Genomic DNA, 15,261 nt, shown 5'->3' with positions numbered 1-15,261 from the left:
TTACCCGGCGATATAATGCGGAATAAAACGGGAGGTATCTTTGGTGATCAACGAGCAGTCTTCGCGGATGCCCATACCAACGGCTTCATCATCCACCACCCAACTACCAATCAATGTGTAGCTGTCACCAAAACGCGGTAGCGGCTGAAAAGCCTGGAAAATCATCGGCTCGTTACCATAATCGCCATCTTCGTGATCAATGACGTTATGCGCACCGTCGAGGATGGTGACATTCCCCCCCTCGCGGGAAAACAGCGGCTTACGCACATAGCTTGCACCCGGTGCCAGCAGCGGCTTTTCGCCATCAAACCACGCAGGCAGCAGGTTGGGATGGTGAGGGAAATAACGCCACAGCAGAGGTAATAACCCCTTATTGCTGAGAATGCTCTTCCATAGCGGCTCCAGCCACTGCTCACGGCGCTTACAGAGCAAGGGGCCGTTCTCGTCGCGCATCATCCATTCCAGCGGATAGAGCTTGAAGGCCTGACGAATGACATTGTCATCCAGATCCGTCAACACGCCGCCAAGACCCAGCCCGAGATCGTCGATGTAGATAAAGCGTGTATCCAGACCCGCCTGACGCGCACAATCCTCCAGATAAAGCACCGTTCCACGATCTTCCTCAGTATCTTTACAGCAACAAAAATAGAGCGGATGGCGCCCCTGTATCTCAGCAAAACGGGCGATCAGCTTATCCTGGATAGCATTGTACTGATCGGCATCGCGAGGGATAACGCCGCTGCGCCGGGAATCTTCCATCCAGAGCCACTGGAAATAAGCGGATTCGTACAGCGATGTTGGCGTGTCGGCATTATATTCCAGCAACTTCACCGGCTCCTTGCCGCACCAGACAAAATCCATACGCCCGTAGAGCGAAGGATCGCGGCTGCGCCAGCTATCAGCAATGGCATCCCAGTAGAGCGGTGGGATGGCCAACTGTGTCAGGACAGCTTCATCGGCTACGGCGCGATCCACCACTTCAAGGCACATTTGATGCAACTCTGCCGTGGGTTTTTCGATCTGTTCCTCAATTTGCCGCAACGTAAAACGGTACGCCCGACTTTCGTCCCAGTAGATTTCGTTATCAATAATATGGAAGTCGAAACCATGATCGCGAGCAATCCGTTCAAGCCCGGGGCGAACAGCAACATCATGTCGTAGCATCGTTATCCTCCCCAGCTTCCGCGTGCGCTGGAGGAGCGCCCGAAACCACCACGGGAAAAAGTGGTCGCCTTTTTGGTGGTGTATCCATAGTGGCTGCCCGCACTGGTATTACTGGTGCTGCCGCCGGAGCGCCAGCTATAGTCGCCATCGCTGTTACGCCACACCGGGCGGGAAGAGTACATAGAGCCGCCGCTGCTGTAGCTATACTGCTCATCGCGGTCTTTTCTGATGGCTTTACTGAGTAAAAAACCGCTGAGTACTGGCATCCAGCGCTGACCGATATTGTCGTAGTAGCAATGATCATATTGCTGCACGCACGCGGGCTGCGACATATTCGTCGGGATTTCTTGCTCAAAGCTCATGCGCGCATTATTCCACGCATCATTACACACCTGCGCAGTATTACCGTCGTCGACGCAATCCTGCTGGGAGGTGTAATAAACGCCGTCACCATCGTTATCATCTTTATGATCGCTGCAGCCTTTTAACGCAAAGAAAGCGGCTCCGCCCATAATTGCCAGTGTCAGATATTGCCCGCTTTTACGCTCTTTCGGCGGTGACAAAAGCGAGCGCTGGCTGCGGCTTTGCGCTGGCGACAGAATATAATTTTTTTGCCGGGTCTTTCTCTTTCTGGCCATGATTTGTCCATTACCATGTCATGCAGGCGGCATTAAAAATTCCGCCCGCCAGCGCTGCCGCCCCCATAAACACCCCGGCGGCAGTGTTACCGTTAATAATTTTATCACTCAGATTCGGCATATACAGACGTACACCACCGTAGACCATTAATTGCACCACCAGTGCAATAAAGCCCCAGATTAAATAATCCGGAATGCTGACAGAGTTAATAGCTGCACTGGAAAGAGGAATAATATACCCCAACAGTGAACCACTGAATGCTAACGACGCGGCGATATTGTTCTCTTTAATTAACCGCCATTCGTCATGGGGTGTAATATGCGTATAAACAAAAAGAAAAAAGAGCACCATGGCGATGCCAATAAAGAAATACGAACCAAATGCCAGCAGTGAACCCAGAATATGAATTTCCGTTCCCATAATTATCCTATGATCTTTAATGATGTCAGGGGAATATCGACACCCAGCGCGCGCGAATAGATCCACTCGGGCTGATTTTGTTCATTAAACGTCTCTTCGCCGTTCAGCAAGAGATACTCAAACACACCGTCGGTGACTTCTCGCTGATAGGCCATCATAAAGTTATGCACTTCCCAGCATGCTCCAGCCGGGTTGTTGACGGTTTCCAGCGTATAAATCGGCTCGATATCGGCGCGCTCTTCCGCATTAAACACGCGCTGCCACAGGCAATCGCGCCAACATAACGACGGCTTGCCCATGGTTTTTGCGCTCAGCATCTCCCGCCAGGTTTTCTCACCGGAAACACCGGCGCTCTCTTCATACACGAACAGCTTGATATCATCGATATTGCTGGTTTCCAGACCGCCAGAGGTGCTGATTTGCAGGAACTCATCGCCGGTGGTGTAGTAACGGTGGATCATGCACCCTGCGCCCAGGTCAAAGCTGCCGCAAGCGCCAATGGTGTACTCTTCGCCGGGCAGCGTGACCAACAATTCCTCTTCGCACAAACGAAACAGCAGCGTATCAATGGTAAACCCGGCGTGCAGATGCAATCCAAGCGGACCTCTTTCCGGGGCCGCCGCATCAGGCCGCCCCAGCAGGTTTTTAAGAAAAGAGAGCATCACTGTTTTTGTTGCTGTTGCAGTCGGGCCAGTACATCCTGCGCGGAGGTTTTATCGCTGCCGCCAATGCCTGCCTGCGCGAGTTTTTCATCCAGATCGCGCCCGTCAGCCACTTTTTCAAGTTGGGTGGCCGCATCCAGTCGCGCCTGACGTTCAGCCTGACGCGTTTGCAGACGTTTTAGCGATTCTGCCGCCGTCGCCACATTGTTAGATGCGCCAACAGTGGACGTCGTCACCGCCTGCTGCGCACGCTGCATTGCTTCAGTCGCTTTAATCACTTCCAATTGCTGCTCAAACTGCTCAATGCGTTGCGCCGTCGCCGTGACCGCTTTTTCAACCGCATCGCGTGACGTTTCAAGGTTGCTCAGCACCTGCTCTTCCGCAGTAATGGCGTTTTCCAGACGGGCGATTTCCGTTGCAACCTCGTTGAGCAGCGCCGCATCGACATTTTTCGCCATCGCTTCCAGCGCACGCGCCTCAAGACTGGCTTTACGCTCGCGCAGATCGTCCAGCTTGTCGTTACTCAGTTTCACGCGCGCCAGCAGGTCAACGCGGGATTTTCCTGCCTTATCCAGTTCCGTGCGCGCATCGCGAATATGCTGTTCCAGCATGCGTACGCCCTGCGTTTCTTCAATCGACTCTTCCGCCTGAGCAATAAACGATTTACCCAGCGTAAAGAGGCTTTTTAAAATTCCCATACCATCACTCCCAGCTCAGTTATTGGGTAACATCATCTGTTAATTCAGCGAGATCCAGCGCATTTTCAGCAAGCGTGGTGATTTCCAGCAGAATATCGTCGATCGACGAGTTGAGTGACAGTGCGCCGAACGCGACATAGTACTCTTCGCCGCCGACAGGCGAGATGCCAACAGAAGATAACGGTAACAGTTTTTGGTTGCGCAGCAGGAAGGCATTAAACGCATCCTGATGCTTAATTTCGTTCAGCGGGCAAATATAGGTTTCGATAATGATTTGCCGGGAGGTCAGCAGCACGTTGAGTTGTAAGTCGCCGTAATCATCCAGCGTCAGAATTAAAGCGTCCGCTTCGCGTTGAATATTTACGTCCAGCGTTGCTGATTGTAATAATGCTGCGCTCAGTGTTTCTACAGTCCATGCCATCTTTTCTATCCTGATCATTTCATCGCAATAAGGGTGAAATACCTGCCCGCGAATAGTACCAGCGTTAACGGTAAAAAAAACCACCCGAATAAGGGTGGTTTCTCTGTACTTCGCCGCTTACAAACCGCGTTGGCGCACGGCTTCAAACAGACAGATGCCTGTGGCGACCGAGACGTTCAGCGACGAAACGCTTCCCGCCATCGGGATGCTGATCAGCTCATCGCAGTGCTCGCGGGTCAGGCGGCGCATACCTTCGCCTTCAGCGCCCATCACCAGCGCCAGACGGCCAGTCATTTTGCTCTGGAACAGAGTATGGTCTGCTTCACCGGCGGTACCAACGATCCAGATATTCTCTTCCTGCAGCAGACGCATCGTGCGGGCAAGGTTGGTTACGCGGATCAGCGGTACGCTTTCCGCCGCGCCACAGGCGACTTTTTTCGCGGTGGCATTCAGTTGAGCGGATTTGTCTTTCGGCACAATCACCGCATGCACGCCCGCCGCATCTGCGCTACGCAAACATGCGCCAAGGTTATGCGGATCGGTGACGCCATCCAGGATCAACAGGAACGGCTGATCGAGACTGGCGATCAGATCCGGCAGATCGTTTTCCTGATACTGACGCCCCGGTTTCACGCGTGCAATGATCCCCTGATGAACCGCACCTTCGCTTTTTTCATCCAGATACTGGCGACTCGCCACCTGGATCACCACGCCTTGCGCTTCCAGTGCGTGGATCAGCGGCAGCAGACGTTTGTCTTCGCGGCCTTTCAGAATAAAAACGTCCTGAAAACGCTCCGGAGCGCGCTCCAACAGGGCCTGCACCGCGTGGATGCCGTAAATCATTTCACTCATTGATGGTACTCATTTGGGGCGGTTTGCGCCGCGTTATTGGGCTGTGATTGTCATCACCTGGCGCCATTATACCCGACACACGCCCCAGAACGAACCACCCGCCCGCGCTAACTCAGGTGCCGTTTCGCCTCCAGCCTGACCCGGTGCAGGACATGCTGCTTGATAGCGCCGTATTGCGGATGTCCGACAAGGGTTTCAATGTCCCGGTCACGGCCAAACGGCAACGTAATTTCCTCAACGATCTTGCCCGGCCGCGCCGACATAACCAGAATGCGGTCGGCGAGAAACAGCGCTTCTTCCACATCATGGGTCACAAACAGCAGCGTGGTACGGGTTTCCAGCCATGCTTCGCGCAGCAGCTCCTGCATCATCAGCCGCGTTTGTGCATCCAGTGCGCCGAACGGCTCATCCAGCAGCAGCACATCCGGGCCGGGCAACCAGGCGCGCGCCAGCGCCACCCGCTGTTTCATACCGCCAGAGAGCTGCCACGGCGCATGGTGCTCAAACCCTTTAAGTCCAACGCGCGCCAGCCACTCCAGCGCCCGGGCGTTCACCTCCGCTTTGTGATGTTTTCCTAACCGCGGGCCAAATGTGACGTTATCCAGCACCGATAACCACGGAAACAGGTTCGGCTGCTGGAAAATCATCCCCCGCGAGGGGCCGGGTTGTTGCACCGTCTGACCGCCTGCCAGCACCTGCCCGCTGTCTGGCTTTGTAAACCCCGCCACCAGGTTAAGGATGGTGGATTTTCCACAGCCGGATGGCCCAAGCAGCACGACAAATTCCCCTGGCGACAACGCCAGCGAAATATCTTCCAGCACCGTAAACGGCTGTGGTTTAGCGGCAAACGTCAGGGAGACATTTTCCAGTGCGATATGTGCCGTCATCACTCTTTCCCCGCCCAGGGCGCTAACCACCGTTGCAGCCCCAGCAGTAATAAATCCAGTAAATAGCCAATGCCGCCCAGCAGCAAAATGCCGAGCATCACAATGTCGGTGCGCAGATAAGAGCTGGCGTTGATCACCATCCACCCCAGGCCAGAACTGGCCGCCACCATTTCGGCCGCAATCAGCGAGGTCCAGCCGATGCCAATCGACAGACGTACGGTGGTAAACAGTTCCGGCAGCGCATCCGGCAGTACCACACGCAGGAAAATCTGCCTCCTGGATGCGCCGAGGGTTTGCGCTACGCGGATACGTGCCCGGCCGATGCGCTCTACCGCCGCGCTGGCGCCGACCACGACGCTTAAGAAGGTGGCGATAAAGATGAGGAAAAATTTCGAGGCTTCTCCAATCCCCAGCCATACCACCGCCAGCGGGATCAGGGCGATTTTCGGCAATGGCCGCAGAAACTGCACAAAGGGGTTAAGCACAGCGGACAAACCGTCGGATAACCCCATCAACAGCCCTAGCGGAATACCCATCGCAATGGCGACGGCAAAAGCGCTCAGCGCACGCGCCAGACTTACGACAATATGCTGCCACAGCGGCACCTGCCGGTAACCGTCCGCCAGCAGCTCTTCCGCCGTGAGGCCAATGTCGGTCAATGACGGTAATAGCAGTGGATCGACCCACTGCCGGGTCGCCGCCACTTGCCAGAGCATGAAGAAAACCGCCACCGACAGCACGCTGATAGCGATATGCTGACTCAATTTCATTGCGCGGTAGCCGCCGCGTCGCGAATATAACGGGAGTCGATCGCCGCATCCCAGTTGGCCGGGATATCGCGCTTACGCAGTTCACCGATCCCGGCAAGGAAATCGGAGGTCTTGCTCAACGCTTTACCAATACCGCTGTCGGAGGTGTGCGTGCCGTTACCCAGCCACGCTGCCGTCCCTTGTTCGCTCAGCGACGGGTATTCCAGCCCGCCGAGGGTGTTAGCGGCTGTGGTCACTGGTGCCCCCACCTCTTTCGCGACAATCGCAGCGGCACGTTCGGGATCTTTCTTGAACTCATCCACTTTCTGCTGATGTACACGCAGGAACGCCGTCACCGCGTCCGGGTACTGCTCCGCGAAGGCTTTACGCACCACATAGTTGTTGTAAATCAGGTAACCCGCTTTTTGCAGATCTTTGGTGGCGAACACCTGATGCCCACCGGAAGCTTCCAGTTCCTGGGCAAACGGTGCCCAAACGTAACCGGCATCAATATCACCGCGTTTCCATGCCGCAACCATCTCTGCCGGGCGCAGCGGCAACAGCGTTATTTTACTGCGGTCGAGTTTGTTAACGCTTATCGCCGCTTCCAGCGCATATTGCGCAGTAGAGTTTGGCGGGTAAGCCACTCGCTTACCTTCGATATCACGGATAGTGTTGATGCCATCTTTGCCAATTAAACGTTCATAACTGGCAATCACCCCCGATACACCGATAATTTCCACCGGCAGTTTTCGCACAATACCCGCAGTCGCCGGGCTGGAGCCGAAATTGGCAATATCGATAGCGTTACTGGCGAAATAATTTAACGCATCGGCACCAGAGGCAAATTGCACCCATTTCACCGGGCTGTGTAAGGCTTTATCCAGCGAGCCGTCGGCTTTTGCCAGCATTAATACTTGTGAACCGCCGCTATACGCGACACGGACTTCCGTCGGCGTGGCGCCGAAGCTGGTGTTGGCCCATAAGCTACCCGCTGCCAATAATAAGCAGAGACCTTTTTTCATTTTATTTAACCTTTAAAAAACGACATTATTAGCGCTGGATCACTATATCCACTGGCGGCTCTTTTATTTATTCCAATTATTGCTTTGGGTATGCGGGAAATAAGAATGACGATATTCAAGCCATATTTCCGCACAGCGCTGCGCCAGTAACTGCGCCGGATCGTGGGTCAGAGAAAGAAACGGCGCGGCTACCGTACGCAGCGCAAGTGGCACCTCGGTACAGGCCAGTAGCAATTGCTCAGCACCGCGAGCCAGAAGTGCCTGCGCCTGTAAACTCAGCAACTCGCCGCCTTCACGCAACGCACCGCGCTTCACCGCATAACACCCCGGCACAAACCACTGCTGCAACTCGTCAGCGGTAGGCAGCAACACCTCCATGCCCTTCTGCGCCAGCGCACGCTGGTACCAACCCGCATCCAGCGTCCCTTGTGTGGCAACCAGCCCTACCCGCTGTGGTTTTTGCGGCAGCGCCACCAGCCCTTCAAGGGTGGCATCAACAATATGCAGCAACGGTGCCGCGCTGGCGTAACTGAGTTCATCAAACCAGTGATGCGCCGTATTACAGGGGATCACAATATGGCTGACACCAGCCTGATTAAGCTTTTCGATACCGAGCAGTAATTGCGGCAACGGTGATGGCCCCCTCCCGGCGAGGGCTTTTTGCCTGTCGGCGACCTGCGGCACATTCCAGACCACCGATGGCAGTTGCTGCTGATCGCTGTCAGCGGGAGTGGCATCCAGCAATTTTTGCTGGAAATCCAGGGTGGCAAGCGGCCCCATGCCGCCCAGCACGCCAAGCAAAAAAGGCTTAGCCATGGCGGACGTGCGCCTCCAGCACCTGACGATAACCAAATAATCCGGCCGAACCGCCTGTGTGAATAAACACCACGTTTTCGTCACGACTAAAGTGGCCTTTACGGATCAAATCAATAAGCCCGGCGGCGCCTTTTCCGGAGTAGACCGGATCAAGCAAAATACCTTCGTGACGGGCAAACAGCGTCAGCGCTTCCAGCATGCTTTCTGTTGGCAGACCGTAGCCATCGCCCACGTAATCGCTGTTAGCCACCACCGCTTCGCGCGGCAGCTCCCCCTTCACGCCAAGCAGTTCGCGAGTACGTGATGCCAGCGTCCAGACATTCTCTTCCTGCTTCGCTTTCGGCGCGCGAACGCTGATGCCCAGTACCGGCACCTGGCTATTGGTGGCGCTAAACCCAGCCACCAGCCCGGCTTGTGTACCGGTGCTGCCAGTAGCATGCACCACGCTGTCAATGCGCAAACGTAGCTGGGATGACTGGAACAGCAGCTCTTCCGCACAGGCAACATAGCCCAGCGCACCGATTGGATTTGAACCGCCACCGGGAATGACATACGGGTTGTGCCCTTGCTCGCGCAGCTGTTGCGCCAGCTCTTCCATGGCCTGCTGCATATCCGTACCGCCCGGCAGATGAGCAACGATCTCGCCACCCAATAACTCATCCAGCAGGATGTTGCCGGAACGCTGATACGCTTCGCCAAAATCCGTTACCCGCTTTTCCAGCAGCACTTTGGTCGGTAACCCGAGTTTCGCCGCAGCGGCAATGGTCTGACGCACATGGTTCGATTGTGTCGCTCCCTGGGTAATAATGACGTCGGCGTTTAAGGCCAGCGCATCCGCCAGTAAGAACTCCAGTTTGCGGGTTTTATTGCCGCCGGTCGCAAGACCCGTGGCGTCGTCGCGTTTGATCCATAATTTGGGGCCACCCAGTAATGCGCTTAGATTATTCAGCGGTTCCAACGGCGTTGGAAAATGACCTAATGTCAGGCGGGGAAAACGGGCCAGATGCATAATCGCTCCTTGCAAAACAGAGATATGCCGAAGCGAAAAGGCTTCGGTTTTTTATTCGGTGAATAAGAGATGGGTATTCACTATATACATCTGGCTGCGCAGACTAACGATAAATACTAAATATCGATTTGCAGAAAATAACTAACCATAAAAAAACCCCTTCACAGGAAGGGGTTCGGGAATATTACTGCGCGACTTTCTTTTTCGCCGCACGTTTTGCTTTGGTGGCGGCGGCGATTTTTTGCGTCTTCGCCGACGGTTTTTTGGCTTTTTTCGGTTTGCCTTTCCCCGGTTCGCCGCGGAAGGCGCTGTCCGGCTCAAAGTTCACCTTTTTGCCCATCTGGCGGCGCGGCGGTTTTTTCCCGGCGACTTTTTTTCCTGCCGGGCCTTTCTTGCTGCGTTCACGCTCGGTTTTACCGACATTGCGCGGACCGCGTTCGCTGGAGATCAGCGAGAAGTCGATCTTACGCTCGTCCATATTGACCGCTTCGACTTTCACCTGCACGCGGTCGCCCAAACGGTAAGTCTGCCCGCCGGATTCGCCAATCAAACGCTGACCAATCTGGTCAAAGCGATAGTAGTCATTATCCAGCGAAGAGACATGCACCAGACCATCAATAAAGAGATCATCCAGGCGCACAAAGAAACCAAAGCCGGTCACGCTGGCGATCACACCCGGGAAGATGTTGCCTACCTGATCCTGCATAAAGTCGCATTTCAGCCAGTCCGACACTTCACGCGTGGCTTCATCAGCGCGACGTTCGGTCATCGAACAGTGCTGGCCCAGTTGCAGCACCTCTTCCATGCTGTAATGCCAGCCGCCGGTTTCGGTGCTGTTGCCTTTCAGCCCCTGCTCTTTCGCCAGCAGATATTTAATGGCGCGGTGCAACGACAGATCCGGGTAACGGCGAATCGGTGAAGTAAAGTGTGCGTAGGATTGCAGCGCCAGCCCAAAGTGGCCGCGGTTTTCCGGATCGTAGATCGCCTGTTTCATAGAGCGCAGCAGCATGGTTTGCAGCATCTCATGATCCGGGCGATCGGCAATCGACTCCAGCAGCTCCGCATAGTCGCGCGGCTCGGGTTTGTTGCCGCCAGGCAGTTCCAGACCGAGCTCAGCGAGCACACTGCGGAACGCCGTGATCGCGTCGTTAGAGGGTTTATCGTGAATACGGAACAGCGCAGGCTCGCTGGCTTTCTCCACAAAGCGCGCGGCGGAGATATTGGCGAGGATCATGCACTCTTCAATCAGTTTGTGCGCATCGTTGCGCTGGGTCTGTTCAATGCGTTCGATGCGACGCTCAGCATTGAAGATAAACTTCGCTTCTTCGCTTTCAAACGAGATGCCGCCACGTTCTGCACGCGCCTGGTCGAGGACTTTATACAGGTTATGCAGCTCTTCAATGTGCTTCACCAGCGGCGCATATTGCTCGCGCAGATCCTGATCGCCCTGAAGGATATGCCACACTTTGGTATAGGTCAGCCGCGCGTGCGAACTCATCACCGCTTCGTAGAATTTAAAGCCGGTTAAACGGCCTTTTGCTGAGATGGTCATTTCGCAGACCATACACAACCGATCCACCTGCGGGTTCAGAGAGCACAGACCGTTAGAGAGCACTTCCGGCAGCATCGGCACCACTTGCGACGGGAAGTAGACCGACGTGCCGCGGTTGCGTGCTTCGTTGTCCAGCGCAGTGCCGTGACGCACGTAGTAACTCACATCGGCAATTGCTACCCATAAGCGCCAGCCACCGCCGCGTTTTTTCTCGCAGAACACGGCGTCATCAAAGTCGCGAGCATCTTCGCCGTCGATGGTAACGAGCGGCAGATCGCGTAAATCCACGCGGCCCACTTTTGCTTCTTCCGGCACCTGCTCTTTCAGCCCGGCAATCTCTTTTTCAACTTCTGTCGGCCACAGGTAGGGAATTTCATGGGTGCGCAGCGCCATATCCACTGCCATGCCGGTTCCCATATTATCGCCAAGCACTTCGACGATTTTCCCCAGCGCTTTGGTGCGACGGGTCGGTCGCTGCGTCAGCTCCACCACCACTACGAAGCCCATGCGAGCGCCCATGATCTCTTCCGGGGGGATTAAGATATCAAAGCTCAACCGGCTGTCGTCCGGCACCACAAAACCCACGCCGGCGTCGGTAAAGTAGCGGCCAACAATCTGGCTGGTTTTCGGCACCAGGATACGTACAATGCGCGCTTCACGGCGACCTTTGCGATCCGCGCCAAGCGGTTGTGCCAGCACCTGATCGCCATGGATGCAGGTTTTCATCTGTTCGCTGGAGAGGTAGAGATCGTCTTTACGCCCTTCTACGCGCAAGAAGCCGTAGCCGTCGCGGTGGCCAATGACCACGCCTTTCAGCAGGTCCAGGCGTTCCGGTAAGGCATAGCACTGGCGGCGGGTAAAGACCAATTGTCCGTCGCGCTCCATGGCACGCAGACGGCGGCGTAGCGCTTCGTTTTGTTCTTCGCCTTCGATGTTCAACTCAACGGCCAGTTCGTCCCGGCTGGCGGGTTTTTCACGTTTTGCTAAGTGATCGAGGATGAATTCGCGGCTGGGAATGGGGTTGGTGTATTTTTCAGATTCGCGTTCGAGGAAAGGATCTTGTGACATTGCGGTTCCTCCGTTGTCAGCTCTGGCGGTAATTTTCGTCATTCCACCAGCAATAATTTGTAAAGCGGTTGATTCTCTTCAACCAAATCGGCAAGCGTGTAGTTATCCAGCTCCTTGAGAAAACTTTTCACGGCTTTGGAAAGCGCCATTTTGAGGCGACAGGCGCTGGTGATATGGCAGAATTCACTGCTGCAATTGACCAGCGAAAGGGGTTCGAGGGAGCGCACAACATCACCAATACGAATATCCTGCGCCGGTTTGCCCAGGCGAATCCCACCGTTTTTCCCACGGACGGCCGCGACATAGCCTTCACGACTGAGTTGATTGATTATCTTAACCATATGATTACGGGACACACCATACGTTTCCGTTACTTCAGTAATGTTGGTCATTTGTCCTTCCGGCAGCGACGCCATGTAAATCAGGGCGCGTAAACCGTAATCGGTAAAGCTTGTTAACTGCACATCAACCTCAATAAATGGGAAAGGGTGAGATACCCACAGGTATTAACTCTATTGATGATAAACCAGCCAGCTGTCAGGCCGCTAATTTATTTGAACAGAAGGGTAAAAAAAGCGAGGAGACGGGGCGCGATCAACACGCCCCGGAACAGCATTATGCGTCGAACGGGTCACGCAGGATCATCGTTTCCGTACGATCCGGCCCGGTAGAGATAATATCGATCGGCACACCGGTAAGTTCTTCAATACGTTTGATGTAGTTCAGCGCTGCCTGTGGCAAACCGCTGCGCTCTTTCACACCAAACGTCGATTCAGACCAGCCTGGCATTGATTCATAAATCGGCTCAATACCTTCCCAGTTGTCTGCTGCCAGCGGCGTAGTGGTCACTTCGCGGCCGTCCGGCATGCGGTAGCCCACGCAGAGTTTCACTTCTTTCAAACCATCCAGCACATCCAGCTTGGTCAGGCAGAAGCCAGACAGGGAGTTGATCTGCACCGCACGGCGCACCGCAACGGTGTCCAGCCAACCGGTGCGACGACGACGACCTGTGGTCGCGCCATATTCGTTACCCTGTTTGCACAGGAACTCGCCGATATCATCGAACAGTTCAGTCGGGAACGGACCCGCACCCACACGCGTAGAGTAAGCTTTGATAATACCCAGTACGTAATCAACATAACGTGGGCCAAGGCCGGAACCAGTGGCGACGCCGCCTGCGGTAGTGTTAGAAGAGGTGACGTACGGATAAGTACCGTGGTCGATATCCAGCAGCGTACCCTGTGCGCCTTCAAACATCACGAAGTCGCCGCGTTTGCGCGCCTGATCCAGCAGATCGGAAACATCGACGACCATAGCGGTCAGGATGTCAGCAATCGCCATCACGTCGTCCAGTACTTTCTGGTAGTCAACCGCTTCCACTTTGTAGAAGTTCACTAACTGGAAGTTGTGGTATTCCATCACTTCTTTCAGTTTATCGGCGAAAGTCGCTTTATCGAACAGGTCGCCAACGCGCAGACCGCGACGGGCAACTTTGTCTTCGTATGCTGGCCCGATACCACGGCCCGTGGTGCCGATGGCTTTCGCGCCACGCGCTTTTTCACGCGCAACGTCCAGCGCAACGTGATAATCGAGGATTAACGGGCATGCTTCAGACAGCAGCAGACGTTCACGAACCGGGATACCACGGTCTTCCAGTTCTTTCATCTCTTTCATCAGCGCAGCTGGAGACAGCACGACACCGTTACCGATGATGCTGGTGACGTTTTCACGAAGAATGCCTGATGGAATAAGATGGAGGACGGTTTTTTCACCGTTGATTACGAGAGTATGGCCTGCGTTGTGACCGCCCTGGTAGCGCACAACATATTTAGCCCGTTCAGTCAGAAGATCGACAATCTTCCCTTTACCTTCGTCACCCCATTGGGTGCCCAGTACGACGACGTTGTTACCCATTTTTCAAAATCACCGTTTGCTTAAAAATGGATTCTACCACCGCTTTTTTTCAGATTCAGCACTTTTTCCGGGCAAAATGACAGCAAAATAACCGCTTTTGCTTCAGCCAATCGTTTTCCTCAACATGTAGTAGATAACCACTCCCGCAACCACAAGCCCACCGCCAAAACGACGCAAAATATGATCCGGCAGCAAACTCAGGGAGGCGATCATACGACGCCATGCGCGCGGATAGAACATCGGACCAAGGCCTTCAAACACCAGTACCAGCGCCAGGGCAAGCCATATTGTTGAATTCATTTCTGATCCTTCCAAAAAGAAAACCACCGCCTAAAATCGGGCGGTGGTTTTTTTATCATGAAAACCGCTGACGCTATCTTAGCGTGTCGCGGAACTCGGTGTCTTCATATAACGGAAGAAATCGCTGTCCGGGCTGAGCACCATCACATCCTGGTTGCTCTCGAAGCTGCTTTCATACGCGCGCAGGCTACGGATAAAGGCATAAAAGTCCGGATCCTGGCTAAAGGCATCGGCGAACAGCTTCGCCGCTTCCGCATCGCCTTCACCGCGCAGGATACGCCCCTGACGCTCAGATTCCGCCAACGTTTTGGTCACTTCGTAATCCGCAGTGGCGCGCAGTTTTTCCGCCTCTTCCTGACCTTGCGAACGGTGACGACGGGCTACCGCTTCACGCTCGGCGCGCATACGGTTGTAAATCGCCTCGGACACTTCGGTCGGCAGGTTGATCTGCTTGATACGCACATCCACCACTTCAATACCTAACGCTGCCATACTGTTCGGGTTAATGACCGGTACTTTACCGTTCGTTTCTTCGGTGACGCGTTCAGCGGCCTTGGCAATCGCATCATCTGCCGCCGGGGTCGACACTTCATCTTCAGTACCCGCGGAACCGGAGTTCAGCGCATCGCGCACTTCCAGCGTCAAACGACCACGGGAGTCGGTCACGATGTCACGCACATCCAGACGGCCGATTTCAGAACGCAGACGGTCAGAGAACTTACGTTTCAGCAGAACTTCTGCCTGGGAGACGTCACCGCCGCCGGTCGCCAGATAGTAGCGGCTGAAATCACTGATGCGCCACTTAATGTAGGAGTCGACGATCAGATCTTTCTTCTCTTTAGTGACAAAGCGATCCGCCTGGTTATCCATGGTCTGGATACGGGCATCCAGCATTTTAACCGATTCAATAAATGGCAGTTTGAAGTGCAGGCCTGGCGCAAACACCAATGGTTTGTTGTCATCGTCGCGCAGAACTTTACCAAAGCGCAGTGAAATGCCGCGCTCACCCTCTTTCACCACAAAAATGGAGGTGTAGAGCACTACCAGCACGATGATGATGATCGCGATAACTGACTTACGCATCG

Annotated in this window: 17 protein-coding genes; all 17 read right to left on the bottom strand. The window is 54.6% G+C overall.

Annotation, left to right across the window (positions count from 1 at the left end):
* The 17 genes from GA0061071_RS04150 to hflC all read right to left on the bottom strand — a co-directional run bounded on the left by GA0061071_RS04150 (window position 1) and on the right by hflC (window position 15,259).
* The gene (locus GA0061071_RS04150; protein WP_061498411.1) at window positions 1–1,164 is read right to left on the bottom strand and encodes a glutathionylspermidine synthase family protein; all 1,164 of its coding nucleotides are present in this window, start codon (window positions 1,162–1,164) and stop codon (window positions 1–3) included.
* A gap of 2 nt (window positions 1,165–1,166) precedes the next feature.
* A complete protein-coding gene (locus GA0061071_RS04145) occupies window positions 1,167–1,802 on the bottom strand; it encodes a DUF1190 domain-containing protein (RefSeq protein ID WP_088237271.1) in 636 nt (211 codons plus the stop codon).
* 10 nt (window positions 1,803–1,812) lie between these two features.
* The gene (locus GA0061071_RS04140; RefSeq protein WP_061500214.1) at window positions 1,813–2,211 is read right to left on the bottom strand and encodes a DUF350 domain-containing protein; all 399 of its coding nucleotides are present in this window, start codon (window positions 2,209–2,211) and stop codon (window positions 1,813–1,815) included.
* A gap of 14 nt (window positions 2,212–2,225) precedes the next feature.
* Entirely contained in the window at window positions 2,226–2,885 is a 660-nt protein-coding gene (locus tag GA0061071_RS04135) for a DUF2491 family protein (RefSeq protein WP_088237428.1), read from the bottom strand.
* Window positions 2,885–3,583 carry a PspA/IM30 family protein gene (locus tag GA0061071_RS04130; protein ID WP_061498425.1) on the bottom strand — a complete coding sequence of 233 codons (699 nt, stop codon included), beginning with the start codon at window positions 3,581–3,583 and terminating at the stop codon, window positions 2,885–2,887. Before GA0061071_RS04130 ends, GA0061071_RS04135 begins: the two co-directional genes overlap by 1 nt.
* A gap of 19 nt (window positions 3,584–3,602) precedes the next feature.
* A complete protein-coding gene (locus GA0061071_RS04125) occupies window positions 3,603–4,004 on the bottom strand; it encodes a YjfI family protein (protein ID WP_088237270.1) in 402 nt (133 codons plus the stop codon).
* Window positions 4,005–4,121: 117 nt separating this feature from the next.
* Window positions 4,122–4,856 (bottom strand): 23S rRNA (guanosine(2251)-2'-O)-methyltransferase RlmB, encoded by a 735-nt coding sequence (rlmB, locus tag GA0061071_RS04120; RefSeq protein WP_061498431.1) that lies wholly within the window; start codon window positions 4,854–4,856, stop codon window positions 4,122–4,124.
* A gap of 107 nt (window positions 4,857–4,963) precedes the next feature.
* Window positions 4,964–5,743 carry an ABC transporter ATP-binding protein gene (locus GA0061071_RS04115; protein WP_061498434.1) on the bottom strand — a complete coding sequence of 260 codons (780 nt, stop codon included), beginning with the start codon at window positions 5,741–5,743 and terminating at the stop codon, window positions 4,964–4,966.
* Window positions 5,743–6,513 carry an ABC transporter permease gene (locus GA0061071_RS04110; RefSeq protein ID WP_088237269.1) on the bottom strand — a complete coding sequence of 257 codons (771 nt, stop codon included), beginning with the start codon at window positions 6,511–6,513 and terminating at the stop codon, window positions 5,743–5,745. Before GA0061071_RS04110 ends, GA0061071_RS04115 begins: the two co-directional genes overlap by 1 nt.
* Complete coding sequence (locus GA0061071_RS04105) at window positions 6,510–7,517, bottom strand: taurine ABC transporter substrate-binding protein (RefSeq protein ID WP_088237268.1); 1,008 nt, start codon at window positions 7,515–7,517, stop codon at window positions 6,510–6,512. Before GA0061071_RS04105 ends, GA0061071_RS04110 begins: the two co-directional genes overlap by 4 nt.
* A gap of 63 nt (window positions 7,518–7,580) precedes the next feature.
* Entirely contained in the window at window positions 7,581–8,333 is a 753-nt protein-coding gene (cuyB, locus tag GA0061071_RS04100) for a cysteate racemase (protein WP_088237267.1), read from the bottom strand.
* A complete protein-coding gene (cuyA, locus tag GA0061071_RS04095; protein WP_088237266.1) occupies window positions 8,326–9,342 on the bottom strand; it encodes a D-cysteate sulfo-lyase in 1,017 nt (338 codons plus the stop codon). Before cuyA ends, cuyB begins: the two co-directional genes overlap by 8 nt.
* Window positions 9,343–9,526: 184 nt before the next feature.
* A complete protein-coding gene (gene rnr, locus GA0061071_RS04090; RefSeq protein ID WP_061498449.1) occupies window positions 9,527–11,962 on the bottom strand; it encodes a ribonuclease R in 2,436 nt (811 codons plus the stop codon).
* A 38-nt stretch (window positions 11,963–12,000) separates the two neighbouring features.
* Window positions 12,001–12,426, bottom strand: coding sequence for a nitric oxide-sensing transcriptional repressor NsrR (gene nsrR, locus GA0061071_RS04085; protein ID WP_061498452.1), 426 nt, complete (start codon window positions 12,424–12,426; stop codon window positions 12,001–12,003).
* Window positions 12,427–12,577: 151 nt separating this feature from the next.
* Window positions 12,578–13,876: an adenylosuccinate synthase gene (gene purA, locus GA0061071_RS04080; protein WP_061498454.1), complete on the bottom strand. Its 1,299-nt coding sequence runs from the start codon at window positions 13,874–13,876 to the stop codon at window positions 12,578–12,580.
* A gap of 102 nt (window positions 13,877–13,978) precedes the next feature.
* Window positions 13,979–14,176: a DUF2065 domain-containing protein gene (locus GA0061071_RS04075; protein ID WP_061498457.1), complete on the bottom strand. Its 198-nt coding sequence runs from the start codon at window positions 14,174–14,176 to the stop codon at window positions 13,979–13,981.
* A gap of 78 nt (window positions 14,177–14,254) precedes the next feature.
* Complete coding sequence (hflC, locus tag GA0061071_RS04070; RefSeq protein ID WP_061498460.1) at window positions 14,255–15,259, bottom strand: protease modulator HflC; 1,005 nt, start codon at window positions 15,257–15,259, stop codon at window positions 14,255–14,257.
* Window positions 15,260–15,261 lie beyond the last annotated feature (2 nt).

The sequence above is a fragment of the Kosakonia oryzendophytica genome (genome assembly GCF_900094925.1).
Lineage (GTDB): Bacteria > Pseudomonadota > Gammaproteobacteria > Enterobacterales > Enterobacteriaceae > Kosakonia > Kosakonia oryzendophytica.
Note: the sequence above shows the minus strand (reverse complement) of the source record. Positions and strands in the feature narration are given on the sequence as shown.